Below are 16,874 nucleotides of genomic sequence, written 5' to 3' on the forward strand. Positions count from 1 at the left end.
TCCGACGCCGCCGGTGTTCTATGGGATCAACTCAGCCATGGAAAGCGCCTCGTCCAGCCGACCAGCGGCCAGGTCGTCGTGACGGATCACGAAACTCCCGTCGCTGCGGTAATAGAGCTCGTTGTCTACGGGAAACCGGGCGAGCGACACCCACTCACTCGTCAGCCGGTGCGACTCCACCTCCACATGGGAATGCCATTTCGCGACCGGGATGACGATCTCGCCGGTCTTCTCGCGCCCCGCGAGGATCTGCTCCGCAATACTCGCTATTACCTCCTCGTCGGCATACCCGCCGAGATAGGCGCTGACGTATCCGTTGTGCGCCGGCCAGAGTTCGTTGGCCAGAGCACAGAGTTCGTCTAGGTGCGGCAGGTCACGCTCGAGGTCGCGGGCCAGCTGCTGCTGGAAGGCCGACAGGTCGTCGTCGTCCTCCTCGTCCTCCTCGTCGTCATCGTCGTCCACCCCGAACCAACCGGGGAACTCCGCGCGCAGCGTGGCGCTGACGGGGTACTGCTCGCCGACGAACTCGTAGTCGGTGGTTCCTGCCGCCACTTCGGTATCGGTACCGGCCGCCACATACACGACTCGCCCATACCTGCGCTCCCCAGTGGCAGCGGCCTGCTCATGGTCCAGAAAGAACAGCAGCGAGCCGTCTGCCGGCAGATCGAAGCCGTCGACTCTTGGCAGCGCCGCACAGTCGACCGAGAAGATGAACGGCAACAAACTGACCCCATCCGACGGCCAGTCCACGCCCACCGGCAGCCGGGGCAACCCACCGAACTGCCCGACCGGAACACCGCCGGATCCACCGCTCAACTGGATCGACAAACGCAGGTGCTGGATAAACCGGCTGACTTCCTCGCCCGGGATGCCCGACGCGAGCGCTGCACCATGAAATTGCCCCTGATGATCCATAGCGCAACATGGTGCCACGAGGGCGAGGCCGGCGACCTGGGTGCCCCACGGCCGGCACGCGGTTCGGCACCGCTGCCGCCGCGATCTGGTGCGCATATCTCGGCAGATCTCGGCAACCGTCTCCAATGGCCGAACGTACCTGCGCCCTGAGTCCGCTGACGGCGTCGGAGAGCAGTCGTAACCCGCTATTCGGCTCGTCGCCGGTTGGCGTCGAGCCGCTCCGCGTTGTTCCGCCTGACCGGTAGGGCGAAGGGCGCGGGTCTCACCTCCTGGGCACTGTCGAGGAGCCGACCGATCTTGATCGCGGCCCGGCACACCGCTACGACACGAGCGCGAATGCGAGGTAGATCAGCGCGGCGAGCGGGAGGGCCGCAGCGAGTGCGAGCGCCCGGTTGCGGTTCGACCGACCGACGAGCACGACTGCGAGGATGCCGAGCGCAACGTCGATCATGACGTTCCAACCGGACCCAGGCTCGTAGCTCGGATCATCGAGCCGGCCCACGAACCGGGCCGCCTCCTCGAAGAACACCGCGGCCGGCAGCGCGGTTCCGACGATGTGCCGCCAGCCCGGTTCACGGGCCAACGTACCCCCGATGCCGAAGACCACGCTGGCAAGGACACCGAAGACCATCCACAGCAGCGACGTCGGCGACCACGCGACGGACAGTTCATCGGACTGGATCAGGGTCGCGGTGACGTAGTAGGCAGGCACCGCGATGACGAGCAGAACGCTGGCCCCGATCGCTGCGCGGGTCCAGCCGGTCCGGAGCCAGTAGCCGTAGAGGAATGCGGCGAGAGCCCAGGTGGCGGTGGAGTTGCCGAGTTCGGCGAACGGGTAGGGCATCCACTTGATCCACACGAAGTCGAGGGAGCCGAGCAGTAGCCCGCCGACAAGGGCGGTGAGGCCCACCTTCAGATGATCACGCTGCACGGGCAGAGGATACCGGGTATGCATGAGGGCCTTGGCGTGCCAGCAGGTTCATGATCATCAAGTGGCTGTGACGCCTTCGTGGAGCGGTTCCTCCTCGACCTGGCAGAAATAGTCGAATCCGTTGGCAGCGTCGATGCCTCCGTGGACCTGCCTGACGGGTCCGCTTGGCGTTGGCAGTCTTCACTATCGATGAGGTAAGGCATCACCTCTCGGTATGGCGCGACAACGGCGAGGCGGATATGGCGGCGGCTTCTGGGCTGTCGACCAGTTGATCGTTCCCGAGCCGGGTCTTCGGGCGATGATCGTCGCAGTACAGACACTCGGCGATGCGGCAGGTCAGGCGAAGTGGTCCACCTCAGACCCAAGCCGACCTGGTCATCGGCCGAACTTCTCGATCGCGGTGGGCGTGACCGGGGTGAAGAAGTTGACCAAGTTGCCGTCGGGGTCGCGGAACAGCAGCGCCCGGTTACCCCACGGCATCGTCGTGGGCACGTTCACGAAGTCCTCCACGACGCCCTTCAGGTCCTCGTAGAGCGCATCCACGTCGTCCACCAGGAACTCGATGATCGCGGAGTGGTTGTCGGCCGGACGGGCCGATCCCGGCGCGAACAGCGGGACCGTGCGGGTGCTGCCGATGGCCAACGTACCGTGCGCGGTGCGCAGCTCGGCGAAGTCCTGGTCGCCCCAGACCGCCGACACGCCCGTCACCTTCTCATAGAAGCCGACGAGGCGGTTGATGTCACCGGTGATAACGCGGATCGAGACGAAGTCCATGGTGTGCGCTCCCTAGTCCGTGGTTCGTACGTGCGGGTCGACAGTCACGCTAAAACTGATACTGGACAGAAACGGTCCAGTATTCTCGATAAACTTCGGACATGGCGCGACCGACAGCCCAGGTGCTCACCCTGCTGGAACTCCTGCAGTCGGGCGGCACTCGGACGATGGCCGAGCTCGCCGACCGCCTCGGGGTCGAACCGCGCACCGTGCGGCGCTACGTGAACCATCTGATCGACCTGGGCGTGCCGGTCGAATCGTTGCGCGGCCGCTACGGCGGATATCGGCTCGCCGCCGGCTACCGTCTGCCGCCGCTCATGCTGGGCGACGACGAGGCCCTGGCGGTGCTGCTCGGCCTGGTTGCCGGCCGGCGCGTCGGCTTGGCAACGGCGACGGGTACGGCGAGCGAGACGGCCGCAGCGAAGATCCGCCGGGTGCTGCCCGCCCGGGTCGCGGATCGGCTGGACGCCGTACTCGAGTCCCTCGCCTTCACGGCCGAGCCTGGCGACGTCCCCGCGCCCCAGGCGGGTGTCCTGCTCGCCATCGCCGACGCGATCCGCCGCCACAGCCCGCTCTCGATCCAATACACCGCGGACCGTGGCCTGCTTAGCGTCCGGGTCATGCATCCGTACGGGCTGGTCAATCACTCGGGTCGGTGGTACGTCACCGGCGTAGATCCGGAGATCGGCGAGGATCGGACCTTCCGGCTCGACCGCATCACCGATGCGCGGACGGTGCCCGGCTCGTTCGAGCCGCCCGCTGGGCTCGATCCCGTGGAGCGTGTCCTCACCTCGATGGCACGGGCGCCGTACCGGCATGAGGTGATATTGCGCATCCAGGGGACGCTGGAGCAGATCCGCAGGCGGCTACCGGCCAGCGTCGCCGAGCTGCGCGATCACGAGGACGAGGGCTGGCAGCGGGTGGAGATCCGGGCCGAGAGTCTCGACTGGTTGCCCGGGGTGCTTGCTGTGCTCGACCTGCCGTTCGTCATTGAGCGCCCGGAAGAGCTGCGCGACCGCGTTGTCGCTCTCGCCGACCGACTGTCGGCCTCGGGACGCAAACTGCCGTAGCTGCCCAGACATGACGGTTGTTCGGCCCGCTCGGCTCGACGTCCTCGCATCCCGGCTTGATCGCAGCCCGCCATCGGCGAATCAGCAGATGGGCAGGTTGGCAGCTATGGCTAGCCTTCCCCATGGGGGAGCAGCTTGGGATGTATCCCGCCGTGGAGATCGACCCGCCCGGCACCATCGAGACGCTGCTTCAACTCCGACTTTCCTAAGCGCGACCTGGCGCTTGACCGATTTTTGTGCGATCCGGTCGCGACGCAGCCGATTCCTTTCGGCAGCCAGTGGACCCACGCGCGTTGCGGGCTCCAACGGCGCCTGGCGGTGATCGGTTTGGCCCGCGTCATGCGGTGGGGGCGGGCGCCTCCGCGGCGGCGCGGGCAGGGCCGTCTTCGCGGAGCATGGATAGCAGTCCGGGGAAGCGTTGTTCCACCTCGTCGTAACGGAGTCTCACCAGCCTGCGGACGCCGTCGACGCGCGTGCGGATCAGGCCGGCGTCGCGCAGCACCTTGAGGTGGTGCGACAGGGTGGACTTGCCGATGGTGACGCCGGTGTCTCTGAGGACGTCGCTGCCGCAGGTCCAGTCCGCGGCTGCGTCCAGCGCTCGCACGAAGGTGAGCCGTACCGGGTCGGCGAGTGCGCTGAGCACGACGTCGATCGTCACGGTCTCGATGGCGGGTTCGGTCACCTCGGTCACAAGACCGAAGCGTAGCCGCCTCTTGCGGAATGTTCGACCCACGTCGTACTGTTCGATCCAGGTCGAACAGTACGACGCAGATCGAACATTGGACGGATCATGAAGGCGATCATCTACCGCGACAACGGCGGCCCCGACGTTCTCCAACTCGTCGAGCGTGACCGGCCTAACCCGGGACCCGGCATGGTCCGCGTCCGGGTCACCGTGTCCGGCGTAAACCCGACGGACTGGCAGGCCCGCTCCGGCATCGCCCACCGCAGACTCTTCCCCGAGATCACCCCGCACCTCGACGGCGCCGGCGTGATCGACGCCGTCGGTGAGGGCGTCGACGCGGCCCGGGTCGGGCAGCGCGTGTGGCTGTTCATGGCCGCCGCCGGGCGGCCCACCGGCACCGCAGCCGAGTTCACCGTCGTGCCTACCGACCAAGCCGTGCCGCTGCCCGACGAAGTCGGATTCGACGTCGGCGCGTCGCTTGGCGTGCCCGCGCTCACCGCACACCGTGCGCTGACCGTCGCCGAGGACGGGCCGCGCCGCCTGCACCCCGGCGCACTCGACGGCAAGGTGGTGCTCGCCGCCGGCGGGGCCGGCGCGGTCGGGCACGCCGTCATCCAGCTCGCCCGATGGGCTGGCGCCACCGTGATCAGCACGGTCAGTAACCCGGAAAAGGGGAAGCTGGCCACCGCGGCCGGCGCCCACCATGTGATCAACTATCGCGAGGACGACCCGGCCGCCGCCATCCGTGCGATCGCCACGGACGGCGTCGACATCGTCACCGAGGTGGCGCTCGGCGCGAACATCGCTTTGGACCTAGCCGTGCTGCGTACACGCGGCACGATCGCGACCTACGCCAATGAGGGCGGACAAGCGGTCGAGCTGAACGTGGGGCAGAACATGGTGCTGAACACCCGCTTGCAGTTCCTGGTGCTCTACACAGCCGGCCCGCAAGCACGCGCCACAGCCGTCGAGGACGTCACCGCAGCGGTCCGCGACGGTGCCCTGCCAGTCGGCGAGGCGTACGGCCTGCCACTGGTCCGCTTCCCGCTACACCGCACCCCGGACGCTCACCGGGCAGTGCAGGCCGGCACGATCGGCAAGGTACTGGTGGACGTCGCGCCCTGAAGCCGACCAGCGGCCGATATCTGATCATGCGAGTCCAGACCACTTGGCAGGTCAGCGGCTATGGCCTGGCCGTCCCGACGCGGAGCAGTCTAGGGATGCATCTGGTTAAGCGACGTAGCCGTTGAACACATGGACGCCGTCGAACGCGCCGCTGGAGTTCGCGCGGTTCGTACTGAAGTACAGCTTGCCATCGCTTACGCCGACACCTTCGATCTCGAACAGTTTCGAGTACGCGGACGACGTGATGCGGAAGGAGAGGTTGGTAGCTGCGGGTGCGGTCCCCGTCGTTGCCGTCGAGACGTTCCGATAGACGAGTACGACGCTGCGGTTGTCCTTGGTCAGCGGATAGTAGAGGATCTTTTTGGCGGCGTCGTAGTAGATCCCCTGTGTGAGGAACGTGCCGAGGTCTGACACCGTGGCACCGTTGACGAGTGCGCCTTCGACCTGCAGCGTGAACGCCTTTGTCACGTTGATGGTGCCGGTATTGGCGCGCAGTGCAAGGCTGCCGTTGTAGATCGTCTTGCCGGCTTTGAACAAGAACTTGATCGTGGTGCTGGATACCGACACTCGACTGATCCCGGACGGCGCCCATGCTGCGCCGTTGAGATGTACCTGGTACGTCCCGGCGCGGTAGTAGGTGGTGCCGTCGTAGCGGAGTTTCACAAGCTGTGCGCCAGTCGACTTCATGGTGACGATGAACATGTGATGCTGCCCATCGATGTCCACGATCGTCATGTCGTTCGCGTGCCCGAGCCAGGTATTGGAAGTTCCGCCATTGGTGCCGTTGGTCATCAGTACCCGCTCACCAGTCGTCTTGTGGACGCGGTAGATGGCGGAGACATCGTCGTAACCGCTGTGATTCTTGATCGAGTAGAGATACGTCGATCCTGCGGCGAAGCCCTGCGCACCTGTGCAGCAGCCCGTATCGGGCGTGCCGGCAATGGTCGTGTAGCTGTTGTAATAGGCGGCTTGAGCTGCCGGGCCGGTCAGTACCAGAAGACCAGCCGTCATCAGCGTCACCGTCGCCAGGCGTCGAGCAAACCGCATGTGGTCCTCCCCAGGCTTCACCGACCTCGAAGACCAGTCCGTCGAGGTCGGCGCGCGCAGGCTATTTGAGTACAGGTAGGACGGTCAAGGCATGCACAACCGAGGCCGTCAACCAGGCCCCGACGGACCAGATCCCGCCGCGCATTTCCCGGGACCGCCATACCCGGGCAAGGCGCCCACTCCTACCGAGAAGGGCTCTAGCAAATCCCGTACGCGCGCGCCCGCGGCGAACCGCCCGCTCCGGCGCGTCCGCGCATCGATGCGCAATCTCCGTCATGCCATTCAAGAGCAGCTGGTACGCCGAAGGTCCCGCGCGTGACGCGGCGCACGTGGTAGCCCGATCAGCGCGGCTGCTGCCGGACTTCTTCCGTGGCCGCCTGGTACGCCGCCGTGGCCTGGAGGAAGTACGCGCTCAGGACGTCGAGCTGTTTCGCGTCGAATCCGGCGAAGATCTCGCCCAGCCGTCGCCGGGCAGGGCCGACGACTTCGTCGATTTCGAGCGCTGTCACGTCGGCCGGTTCCACGACGACCTTCCGGCGATCGGCGGGATCAACGACTCGGCGGACGAGTCCTCGGGATTCGAGGCGATCGATGAGGCGAGTGGCGGCTCCGGTGGTGAGGCCGGTTCGTTCGGCGATTTCGCCCGAGGTCAGGCGGCCGGCGTACTGCAGCACGCTCAAGGCGTACAGGTCGGTGGCGTGCATGCCGAGCGCCTGCGCGGTGGCCTGACCATGCAGCACGACGGCGTCGAGGTAGTGGCGGTAGACGTCGTGCAGCTTCGCGGCGCTTGACATCAGATCATCTTCCCTTCTACAGTATCTGCATATACGCAGATACTGTACCTAAGCAGCATCTGTTCGAGTAGAGCATAAGGGAGAGCGCCATGACCATCACCGACCGCGCCGCGATCGAAAACGTCCTGCACGCCAGCGCCGAAGCCTGGGCCGCTGGTGACGGCACGGCTTACGGAGCCTGCTTCACCTCCGACGCCAGCTACGTGACCTGGATCGGCACGCCCTACCACGGTTGCGACGAGATCGCAGCCTCGCACCAGGCACTGTTCGCCCAGTTCCTCAAGGGCACCAAGCTCGCCGTCGACATCGCCGAGATTCGCTTCTACGGGCCGGACGCGGCGGTGGTGAGCACGACCGGCGACGTCTACAAGGGAGCTCGGCCGGCTCCGGAGAAGTTCAGCAAGACACAGACCTACACCGTCGTCCGTGAGGCTGACGGGCAGTGGCGCATCGCCGCCTTCCACAACACCAAGCGCAAGCGGATCATGGAGGCGATCTCGTTCAAGTTCGCGCCGAAGACCGCGCCGCAGCCCCGCTGATCGCCCGCGGATCGAACGCACCTACCACCGCCGTCAAGCCCGCCCTCGGACGACTCCCCTATCGTTCTGAGACACCGCACACCGCCGCACACGCGGCCTGAACTCGCGCTACCCCGCGAGTCAACCAAACCGGTTCGGTCCCTTCTGATCAACTCTTGCGGTTTCGGGCGCCAGCCACCCCACGTCGTCGGGCAAACGCCCTGATGCCTGAGGTCGGTACGCGTAGCGTTTCAAGCGTCAGCAGAAACCAAGGGCATTGCCCGTCGAGCCGCCGCCCGAATGCGCTGGTGTGCCGTGGGGTGCCCGCGCTGCGTACGGGGGAATCATGAAGCAGACGAAGACGGCGACGCTTGAGGACGCACGGCGGGTGATCGCCGCCGGCGAGGAGCGCGCCCGCGAACTGGGCCAGCCGATGAACATCGCGGTCGTCGATTCCGGCGGCAATCTGATTGCACACGAACGCATGGACGGCGCTTGGATCGGCAGCGTCGACATCTCGATCAACAAAGCGTTCACCGCTCGATCATTCGACATCGAGACGGAGGCGCTGGGCTCCAACTCACAGCCAGGCAACCAGTTCTTCGGCATCCACACGTCCAACCACGGTCGCATCATGATCTTCGCTGGTGGCGTGCCGCTGCTGTCCGACGGCGAGGTCGTCGGGGCGGTCGGCGTCAGCGGCGGGGACGGCAAGCAGGACCAGACGGTGGCCGAGGCTGCGGCCAGCGCCTTCTGAGCGCGGAGGCATGATCAACATGGCAGGAAACAAGGCAGTTATCTACCAGGGGCCCGGCCAGGTCAGCGTCGAATCGGTGGACTATCCGAAGCTCGTGCTCGAACCGGGTCCCGGGGTTCCGGCCCTGAACGCCGACCGCCAGTGCCCGCACGGCGTCATCTTGAAGGTGGTCTCCACCAACATCTGCGGCAGCGATCAGCATATGGTGCGAGGCCGCACCACGGCGCCAGTCGGTCTCATCCTCGGTCATGAGATCACCGGCGAGGTGATCGAGAAGGGCCGCGACGTGGAGTACGTCAACGTGGGCGACCTGGTCTCGGTACCGTTCAACGTTGCATGTGGACGATGCCGCAACTGCAAGGAAGGCAAGACCGGCATCTGTCTCAACGTGAACACGCAACCCGGCGGCGCCTACGGCTACGTCGACATGGGTGGCTGGCGTGGCGGCCAAGCCGAGTACGTCATGATCCCGTACGCGGATTGGAATGTGCTGCGCTTCCCCGACAAAGACGAAGCGATGGCTCGCATCCGCGATCTGACGATGCTCTCGGACATCTTTCCGACCGGCTACCACGGCTGCGTCACCGCCGGTGTCACCACGGGATCGACCGTTTACATCGCCGGCGCCGGTCCGGTCGGTCTGGCCGCCGCCACGTCGGCGTTCCTGCTGGGCGCGTCGACCGTCATCGTCGGCGATGTCAATAAGGACCGTCTTGAACAGGCCCGCAGCTTCGGTTGCGAGACCATAGATGTCAGTGACGGCGAGCCGAAGGATCAGCTTGCGCAAATCCTCGGCACGCCGGAGGTCGATTGCGGCGTCGACTGCGTGGGCTTCGAGGCACATGGACACGGCTCCGACGCGGGCAACGAAGCACCCGCGACGGTGCTGAACTCGTTGATGGAGGCCACCCGCGCGGGTGGCGCGCTGGGCGTCCCCGGGCTCTATGTCACCGGCGACCCGGGTGCCAAGACCGAGGAAGCCAAAGTCGGATCGCTCTCGATTCGGCTCGGCCTAGGCTGGGCGAAATCCCACTCGTTCACCACCGGCCAATGTCCGGTCATGCGCTACCACCGGCATCTGATGATGGCGATTCTGAGCGGACGCACCAACATCGCCCGCAACGTGAACGCCACCGTGATCTCACTAGACGAGGCACCGCAGGGCTATACCGACTTCGACCACGGCATGGCGAAGAAGTTCGTGCTGGATCCACACGGACTGGTCCGCTCCTGAGGCACGTTCATCCACTCGCACAGCGACTGGCGGGGCCGGGGCTCGGCAGGAGGACTGTCCCGCCGATCCTCGGCCCGTGACCGATCAGCACTGAGCGGGCGGCCTGCCCAGCCATGGGCTGATGACGGCGGCGCGACCCCAGCGAGTCGCGCCGCCTACTTCAGGAACACCCCTTCCCGCCCGTTCCGCCGAAACGCGGCATCGCCCGTGGCAGGTGGGTGCGCGAATGTCGTATCACTGCTGCACATGTGCCTGGATGCCGTCGAGGATCCGGGCGAGTCCGAACTCGAAGCCGTCGAGCGAAGGCTCGTCCGCCAGGAACGCGGGGTCTTGCACGACCTCGGCGACGGCATTGAGGTGGCGGGAGCGCAGCTGGCTGTTCAGGAATGCGCGGACCGCGTCCGTCGTGCGCTGATGATCGGGATGCGCGCTGCGCAGCGCCTCCGGCGTCGGGATGTTGCGTCGGAGGTTTGCGCCATACCGGGCGTGGCTGTCGAGAAGGTACGCGCAGGTGAGCATCTGCGGCGCGGCCATGCCGGTCGGCTTGAGCACGGTGATGAGCGCGTCCAGCCAGGCCGCGTTGTGGGGCGTCAGCGGCACGGTCGCCGGCACGTCCAGCAGCCAGGGACGGGAGCAGAAGCGCTCGAAGAGCCTGCGGCACCAGACGGCCGCGGCCTCGCGCCAGCCATCGGTGGGCAGCGTGGGCGGCTCGCCCCAGGCGCGGTCGGCGACGAGCATGATGAGCTCTTCTTTGGAGGCGACGTAGCGGTACAGCGCGTTGGCGGTCACTCCGATCTGGCCGGCGACCTTCGGTAGGGACGCGGCGGCGACGCCCTCCTCGTCGGCCAGTTTCGTGGCGACAGCGATGATCTCGTCGACGCTGTGGGCGGGCTTCGGGCCGCGGCGCGGCTCGGTGTCGACCACACCCCAGGCTGCGGCCAGGCCAGGCGGCAGCGCGTCCAGGTCGGCGGCGCGTTCGGGTGCCTTGCGTTGGCTCATGACCTGCATCCTCTCCGAGATCCGAGAAGAATTGTAGACGGCTTACACAATTGTTGTTACTGTGCATGCCGTGAACACTTCATCCCTTACACAGATTCAGTACCCGGGCGGTGCCCGCCGCTGGGTCGGACTGGCCGCGATCGCCGGGGCAGTCTTCGCCATGGCCGAACTCCCCCTCTACTTCGTCGTCCCGGCCTGCGACCCCGCAGTCTGCGGCGTCGAGACCGGCAGCCCCATGTCGGACGGACTGATCCTGACCCGCACCCTCTTCAATTTCCTCGCGCTCACGCTGTTCCTGGTCTTCATGACCGGCGTCCGGTTCCTGATCACCCGAGCCGACGCCCGGTACGAGTGGTTCGGCGCGGTCGCCGGCACCGCGGGCGTCGCGTGGACGATCATCGACATGGCCGCCAAGGGGCTCGAAGGCGGCAGCGCGATCAAGACCACCGAACTGATCGACCCGACTCGCACCGTCCCCACCTACCTGCTCTATGGCGCCATCACGCACTTGATGCTGGTCGTCTTCGGCCTCGCCTTCGGGTACGCGGTGCTGCGGTCCCGCGCGCTCGCACCATGGGTCGGCTGGTCGTCCTTCGCCATCGCCGCCCTGCACCTGGCCGCCGTGCCGTCGATGTACTTCGGCTTCAACTCCTCGGAGTTCTACGCCGCCAACGGCTGGGGCGCGGTCGCGATGTTCAACGGCACCGCAGCCATCTGGCTCGCAGCCGTCGGCGCAGCGACGCTCCGGAACCGGACTCCGGCACCGGCGACGCTCGCGTACGCCAACGCCTAGACGGAGAAGGTGGCGGGTCGGGGCCTTCGAGCCCTGACTCGCCACCCGTGGATCGCCGACCGGCGTACACGGATGATGTGAAATGGCGCAGACAGGTGATGACGTCGTCACTGGTGAGCAGTGATTTCCTTCCCGTGACCGGTGGGTGACGGTGTCGTAGGGTGAAGGGGTGGCGCCTGCCGCAGGTGCCCGAATGACCGAAGGTCACGAGGGCGCCGGGTCGACGGTGGGGACGCCGAGCCTTGGCAGGCTGGCGTCGGTGTTGGTGATACGCCCGTTTCGGCGGTTGTGGCTGGTGCTGGGTTTGTCGTCGTTGGGTGATTGGCTGGGCTTACTGGCGGCTCCCTCGTTCGCCACAGCACAGGTGGCGGCACCTGCCGCCAAAGGTGCGGCGTTCGGTTCCGTAATCGCGGTGCAGTTGCTGCCGGCCGTGGTGCTAGGGCCGCTGGCGGGGGTCATGGCCGACCGGTTCGATCGCAGATACACGATGGTGATCGTCGATGTTCTGCGATTCTTGCTGTTCGCGTCGATCCCCACGGTCGGGCTGTTGGTGGACCGACCGGCGCTGGTGGTCGCATGGGCGGCAGGGGCGCTGTTTGTCGCGCAGGCCGCAGCGATGGTGTGGAACCCGGCCAAAGACGCGGCCGTGCCGAATCTGCTGTCACGCGAAGGGCTCGAGGTAGCCAACCAACTCACGCTGGCGACGACGTACGGCGTGGCTCCGGTACTGGCAGCCCTTGTTTTCGCGGCGTTGGCCAGGCTCCCAGGCCCCGGCGGTCTCGGCGGCGCCGATATCGCGCTGTACTTCGATGCGGCGACGTTCCTCGCCTCGGCTGTGGTGGTGTGGTTCGGGATCAGGCAGATCTCCGGCCGTGGTCGGCCAAGCGAGCGCGCGGCATCTGGCATGTGGCGCGACTTGGCAACCGGCGCCCGATATGTGGTCGCGACGCCTCTGGTGCGGGGCCTCATGGTGGGAGTTCTCGGGGCGTTCACAGGGGCTGGTGTCGTGGTGGGCGCCGCGAAGTTCTACGCCGGCTCGCTCGGCGGTGGCGACGCCACGTTCGCGATCTTGTTCGGGGTGCTGTTCGCCGGCTTTGGGGTCGGTATCGTCGCCGGGCCGATGGTCGTGCGTGGGCTGTCGCGTCGGCGCTGGTTCGCCGTGTCGATCGTGATGGCCGGTATGGCGGTGGCCGCCTTGTCGGTGGCGCCGCGTCTGGCTAACGCCGCTGTGATCGCGCTGGTGGCGGGGGCCGGTGCGGGTATGGCGATGCTGTCGGGAATCACTTTGCTAGGTAATGAAGTGCCCGACCGTCTGCGTGGGCGGGTGTTCGCGTTCCTGCAGACCGCCGTCCGGGTGTGCCTGATCGTGGCGATCTCGGCTTCGGGTGTTCTGGTCGGTGTCGGCTCGTCACGGCACTTTCGGATCGGGCCGGTGGGTGTCGAATTCTCCACCGCACGGGCGCTGCTGGCTGTTGCGGGTCTCTCTGGTGTCGGGCTGGGGATGGCGGCCTTTCGGCAGATGGACGACCGGCCGGGTGTGCCGCTGCTGCGCGACCTGTGGGCCGTGCTGCGCCGGAGGTCGCCGGACGCACCGGCAGGGCTGTACGTCGTGATCTACGGACTGGATCCGCTGATGGCGACCGCCCACTACGGTGCGCTTGCCGCACGACTGCGGCAGCTGGGTTTACCGGTACTGCTTGCCGGGTCGCCAGCCGATTCGCGCATGATGCGAGCAGCGATGGCGCGAGGCGTTGTCGCCATCACTGGTCTGGCCCTGCCGACGCCAGGATCCGGCACGGCTGCCGCCGGGGTGCCGGTGCCCGATGACTGGACACCGCTTCAAGCGAAGCCCAGGCCAGACCTCACCGTATTCCTGTGCCGGCAGCCGGCGCGGGAGCAGCTCTCACGCGGCACGACGAACTCCGGTGCTGAGCAGGTACTGGTCCTCGACAGCGGACACGATCCAGCTGACCTCGCCGTCGAGATCAGCGCCCGCGTTGTCGAGTTGCGGCATGCCGCCAACTGTTCGGGGCGTGCGCGACAGGATCGCGAAGATGAGCCTCGTACAGGCTGAGGTTTGGGCGACCATCTTCCATGACTGCCCTTCGCCGCCGAGCCGGCGATTCACGTCCTCCGTTGTTGGTAGCCTTCGCGGACGTGGAGTCGCGAATGATCCAGGTAAGAGATGCCGCGTTGCACCTGGGTGTGACGGGCCACGGACCTGACATCGTCGTCCTGACCGGTGGACCTGGTTGCGTGCAGTACCTGGAACACGACGAGATCTCGCCGCTGGGCTACCGCGCTTGGTATCCCGAACCGCGCGGCGTCGGCCGCTCGGGCGGCGGCCCGCACACGATGGAAGAAGCGATCGCGGACCTCGAAGGCATCCGTGCGGCGGTCGGTGTCGCCAGCTGGATCGTGGTGGGCCACTCCTGGGGTTGTGATCTCGCTGTGCGCTATGCGGTCGAACATCCGCAGGCGGTGACTGCGGTGGTCGGCATTGCCGGTAAGGGTCCCCAGCGAGACCGCACCTGGTCCGCAGCGTACGAAGCCGGGAAGGCCACAGAACTTCCTGTCGACATCGACTGGGCTCCTGACGTGCACGCGGCTCTCAGCGACTCTTTCACCGAATGGATACATCGACCCGATCTGTGGCGCGGCCTCGCGGACTGCGCCGTACCGATGCATTTCATCGCCGCCGGGGACGACATCCGCCCGCCGTGGCCCCTAGCGCAACTCGCCGCGCTCGTTCCGCGCGGGAGGTTCTCCATCGTGCCAGGCGTACCGCATGACTTCTGGTTCACCCATCCCGATGTGTGGACTGAGACCGTCACGAATGCCTGCACCACTTGGTGACGGGCGCTTGTCGGCCTCGTTCATCACCACGGTGATCTACTAGTGCGTCTTCTTGCTCTGGGTCGTCTGATGCTCGATGACCTTCGTCGGCGTGACGCGGCATACGACCCGCGTCTCGTCCGGGCGCACCTTCCACGGCACGCCGTCGTACGCCCGTGACAGCTCGTCGATCAACTCGACGCCGCCCTCCTCCACCATCGACACCGTGCCCCGGATCTCGACGTAGAAGTACGGATCGCCCGGGTCGTACGCGCACAAGCTGATCTGCGGATTCCGCTCCATGTTGCGCGCCTTCAGCCGGCCCCGGATCGTCGAGAACAGCACTTCGTCGCCGTCCGTACGCACCCAGATCACGCTGGACTGCGGCGCGCCGCTCGGCCCGACCGTACTCAGGATCGCGAAGACCGGCTGGTTGAACAGCCGTCGCGCCTCGTCGCTCAGCTTCATCGTCACACGGCCCAGCGTAGTGGCTGCGACTCACGGGTGTTCATCTGGTCGGTTGCTTGCGGAAGCGGTTGGCTCGCCACGCTGGTGCCGCCTGTGAGCAGTCAGTGACCCACCGCCGCCAGCAGAAGTGACGGCGATGGCGTCAATGCTCAGACGCTATTTCAGCGGCAGCCAGTCGGCAGGGTCGGCGGGATGGGCCAGCAGGACGACATCGGCGTACGCGGTCGTCGCGTCGCCATGATGGCCGGGGTACTCCACTACGGAACGCGTATCGCTGGCACCGAAGACGATGACGGCCGTTCCGTCGGCCGCCCGCCACGCTGGGTGGCCGTTGACGGTCGTGTTGGGCTCCCCATCGCGATCTTTGATCCGGCCCGACGGGTCGCCGGGGACGAACATGACATCCACGATGAGGCCGATTTGGTATAGGTCGTCGTCCGGCTTGACCACCGTCCCGGCCGGTGCGAGTTGCACATCGGCCGACCATGCTTCGCCGTGGAATCCAGGTGTGCTGTAGATGTTGGTGCTCGTACGGGTCACCGTCATGCCCGCCAGCTTCCCTGTGAGCGTGAACGGCATACGCACTGCCTGGTCCTTCGTCAGCGTGACCGACTCCGCGACTCGGCGGGCGACCGCCGCCGCCTGCGCCGGGGTGGCACCGGCACTGCCCGCATAGGACACCCGAGCCCAGGCGTCCGGTGCGTATTGCCATCGGATCGCCGAGCAGGAGCCGGGCACCTGCGGGTCGGTGAGGCACTCGGCCGCGCCGCCGTTGACCGGCTCGGTGGGCTTGGCCACGGCAGAGCTCGGCAGGCCGAGCGCCCCACCGGAGAAGTCGGTAAGGGGCCGATTCTTCGCCAGCACCGTAACGACGAGACCGATGTCCGGACCGCCGTTGACGTAGGCCGCGTCATGGCCACCGAAGGTCTGCTGCCACGGTGTGATGTCGGCGTGCTGACCGCCGAGACCGGCCGGAATCCAGCCGACGTTCAGTGTCCGGCGCAGCGGGTCGAACTGCACCGGGGCCTCGGTGGCCGTCGAGGAGATCGCGGCGACGAGAACGGGGTTAGGCGGGCCACCGGCGATCGGAGGCACGGGCTGATCCGGGCCGCTCCCCGGCTGCAGCGCCGTGAACAATCCAACACCCGCGGCTACGGTGACTGCCGCGACTCCGGCCACGGCTCGTCTGGCGGCTCGGATACGCCGACCCTTGGCGATCATCCCGATGGTGTCCGGAGTGGAGGATGGCGACTGGTAGCTGAGCGCTGCCCGCAGATCGTCAGTGGTCTTCATGCTTGTTCTCCCATCGATGTCGGTGTGGTCAGCTCTGGCGAGATCCGCAACTTGCCCAGGGCGCGGGCGCTTGTGCTCTTGACCGTGCCCGGCGCGATACCGAGAGTGCGGGCGATCTCGCTCTCGCTGAGCGCCTCGAAGTAGCGCAAAACCACGACGGCGCGTTCGCGTGCGGTAAGGGCGGCGAGCGACCGTTGGACGGCATCGCGGTCGACGACCCAGGCGGCAACGTCGGGCGCCACGGAGTCGGGAAGCTTCTCCGTTGGCCGCTCCCGTCCACCCCCACGGCGCCACCAGTCGGTACGGGCGTTGCTCAGCGCGGCCCGGACGTATCCGATCGGGTTGTCCTGCCGGACCTTCGACCAGCGCAGGTAGGTGCGGATCAGGACGGTCTGGAGGAGATCCTCCGCGCGAGCACGGTCGCCGATCAGCAGATCGGCGAGGTGTAGCAGCCGGCTGTGGTTGGCCTCCACGAACTCCGCGAACTCCTCCTCGGCACCACGCCGACCCGCCCGCGCCAACACCGCTCCTCTGCTCTGGCTCACCGGCGGGGCCAACTGGCCCGGCGTCACCGGTCCGTTCCTTGGTGTGAAAGTTGCCCTGTCATGCCCCCGAAGACGCGAGACGGCGGTCTCA

18 protein-coding genes are annotated in these 16,874 nt (G+C 66.8%); 8 read left to right on the forward strand and 10 right to left on the reverse strand.

All coding sequences use genetic code 11. From position 1 onward, the window contains the following. Window positions 1-18: 18 nt before the first annotated feature. From HDA40_RS12130 to HDA40_RS12140, 3 genes are all read right to left on the reverse strand, one after another. Window positions 19-915, reverse strand: a complete 897-nt coding sequence (locus HDA40_RS12130) for a DUF1963 domain-containing protein (RefSeq protein WP_253755055.1) — start codon at window positions 913-915, stop codon at window positions 19-21. Window positions 916-1,234: 319 nt separating this feature from the next. Further along, the gene (locus HDA40_RS12135) at window positions 1,235-1,846 is read right to left on the reverse strand and encodes a DUF6518 family protein (protein WP_253755057.1); all 612 of its coding nucleotides are present in this window, start codon (window positions 1,844-1,846) and stop codon (window positions 1,235-1,237) included. Window positions 1,847-2,221: 375 nt separating this feature from the next. Beyond that, a complete protein-coding gene (locus HDA40_RS12140) occupies window positions 2,222-2,620 on the reverse strand; it encodes a VOC family protein (protein ID WP_253755059.1) in 399 nt (132 codons plus the stop codon). A gap of 101 nt (window positions 2,621-2,721) precedes the next feature. Between HDA40_RS12140 and HDA40_RS12145 the strand changes: the two genes are divergently transcribed. Next, complete coding sequence (locus HDA40_RS12145; RefSeq protein ID WP_253755061.1) at window positions 2,722-3,690, forward strand: helix-turn-helix transcriptional regulator; 969 nt, start codon at window positions 2,722-2,724, stop codon at window positions 3,688-3,690. 337 nt (window positions 3,691-4,027) lie between these two features. On the opposite strand, the gene HDA40_RS12150 is transcribed toward HDA40_RS12145, so the two are convergent. Then, window positions 4,028-4,381 carry an ArsR/SmtB family transcription factor gene (locus tag HDA40_RS12150; RefSeq protein WP_253755063.1) on the reverse strand — a complete coding sequence of 118 codons (354 nt, stop codon included), beginning with the start codon at window positions 4,379-4,381 and terminating at the stop codon, window positions 4,028-4,030. Between the two features lie 99 nt (window positions 4,382-4,480). Here HDA40_RS12150 and HDA40_RS12155 point away from each other — a divergent pair, with 99 nt between their 5' ends. After that, window positions 4,481-5,500, forward strand: a complete 1,020-nt coding sequence (locus tag HDA40_RS12155; RefSeq protein WP_253755065.1) for an NADPH:quinone reductase — start codon at window positions 4,481-4,483, stop codon at window positions 5,498-5,500. A gap of 105 nt (window positions 5,501-5,605) precedes the next feature. On the opposite strand, the gene HDA40_RS12160 is transcribed toward HDA40_RS12155, so the two are convergent. Both HDA40_RS12160 and HDA40_RS12165 read right to left on the reverse strand, forming a co-directional pair. After that, complete coding sequence (locus HDA40_RS12160; RefSeq protein WP_253755067.1) at window positions 5,606-6,547, reverse strand: hypothetical protein; 942 nt, start codon at window positions 6,545-6,547, stop codon at window positions 5,606-5,608. A gap of 341 nt (window positions 6,548-6,888) precedes the next feature. Further along, window positions 6,889-7,341, reverse strand: a complete 453-nt coding sequence (locus HDA40_RS12165) for a MarR family winged helix-turn-helix transcriptional regulator (protein ID WP_253755069.1) — start codon at window positions 7,339-7,341, stop codon at window positions 6,889-6,891. A gap of 89 nt (window positions 7,342-7,430) precedes the next feature. Here HDA40_RS12165 and HDA40_RS12170 point away from each other — a divergent pair, with 89 nt between their 5' ends. From HDA40_RS12170 to fdhA, 3 genes are all read left to right on the forward strand, one after another. Further along, window positions 7,431-7,880 (forward strand): SgcJ/EcaC family oxidoreductase, encoded by a 450-nt coding sequence (locus HDA40_RS12170; RefSeq protein ID WP_253755071.1) that lies wholly within the window; start codon window positions 7,431-7,433, stop codon window positions 7,878-7,880. Between the two features lie 325 nt (window positions 7,881-8,205). Further along, window positions 8,206-8,616, forward strand: coding sequence for a GlcG/HbpS family heme-binding protein (locus HDA40_RS12175; RefSeq protein ID WP_275978228.1), 411 nt, complete (start codon window positions 8,206-8,208; stop codon window positions 8,614-8,616). A 10-nt stretch (window positions 8,617-8,626) separates the two neighbouring features. Continuing rightward, entirely contained in the window at window positions 8,627-9,850 is a 1,224-nt protein-coding gene (gene fdhA, locus HDA40_RS12180; RefSeq protein WP_253755075.1) for a formaldehyde dehydrogenase, glutathione-independent, read from the forward strand. Between the two features lie 234 nt (window positions 9,851-10,084). Here fdhA and HDA40_RS12185 read toward each other — a convergent pair whose 3' ends face one another. Beyond that, complete coding sequence (locus HDA40_RS12185) at window positions 10,085-10,849, reverse strand: TetR/AcrR family transcriptional regulator (protein WP_253755077.1); 765 nt, start codon at window positions 10,847-10,849, stop codon at window positions 10,085-10,087. 70 nt (window positions 10,850-10,919) lie between these two features. Between HDA40_RS12185 and HDA40_RS12190 the strand changes: the two genes are divergently transcribed. The 3 genes from HDA40_RS12190 to HDA40_RS12200 all read left to right on the forward strand — a co-directional run bounded on the left by HDA40_RS12190 (window position 10,920) and on the right by HDA40_RS12200 (window position 14,498). After that, window positions 10,920-11,642, forward strand: coding sequence for a hypothetical protein (locus HDA40_RS12190; protein WP_253755079.1), 723 nt, complete (start codon window positions 10,920-10,922; stop codon window positions 11,640-11,642). Window positions 11,643-11,835: 193 nt separating this feature from the next. Then, window positions 11,836-13,716, forward strand: a complete 1,881-nt coding sequence (locus HDA40_RS12195) for an MFS transporter (protein ID WP_253755081.1) — start codon at window positions 11,836-11,838, stop codon at window positions 13,714-13,716. A 95-nt stretch (window positions 13,717-13,811) separates the two neighbouring features. Further along, complete coding sequence (locus HDA40_RS12200) at window positions 13,812-14,498, forward strand: alpha/beta fold hydrolase (RefSeq protein WP_253755083.1); 687 nt, start codon at window positions 13,812-13,814, stop codon at window positions 14,496-14,498. A gap of 39 nt (window positions 14,499-14,537) precedes the next feature. Here HDA40_RS12200 and HDA40_RS12205 read toward each other — a convergent pair whose 3' ends face one another. From HDA40_RS12205 to HDA40_RS12215, 3 genes are all read right to left on the reverse strand, one after another. Then, window positions 14,538-14,945, reverse strand: coding sequence for a PPOX class F420-dependent oxidoreductase (locus tag HDA40_RS12205; protein ID WP_253763616.1), 408 nt, complete (start codon window positions 14,943-14,945; stop codon window positions 14,538-14,540). A gap of 156 nt (window positions 14,946-15,101) precedes the next feature. Further along, the gene (locus HDA40_RS12210; RefSeq protein WP_253755085.1) at window positions 15,102-16,238 is read right to left on the reverse strand and encodes a hypothetical protein; all 1,137 of its coding nucleotides are present in this window, start codon (window positions 16,236-16,238) and stop codon (window positions 15,102-15,104) included. After that, on the reverse strand, window positions 16,235-16,810 hold the full coding sequence (locus HDA40_RS12215; RefSeq protein WP_253755087.1) for a SigE family RNA polymerase sigma factor: 576 nt from the start codon (window positions 16,808-16,810) through the stop codon (window positions 16,235-16,237). Before HDA40_RS12215 ends, HDA40_RS12210 begins: the two co-directional genes overlap by 4 nt. Window positions 16,811-16,874: the final 64 nt, after the last annotated feature.

The sequence above is a fragment of the Hamadaea flava genome, from assembly GCF_024172085.1.
In the GTDB taxonomy this organism is placed as follows: Bacteria; Actinomycetota; Actinomycetes; order Mycobacteriales; family Micromonosporaceae; genus Hamadaea; species Hamadaea flava.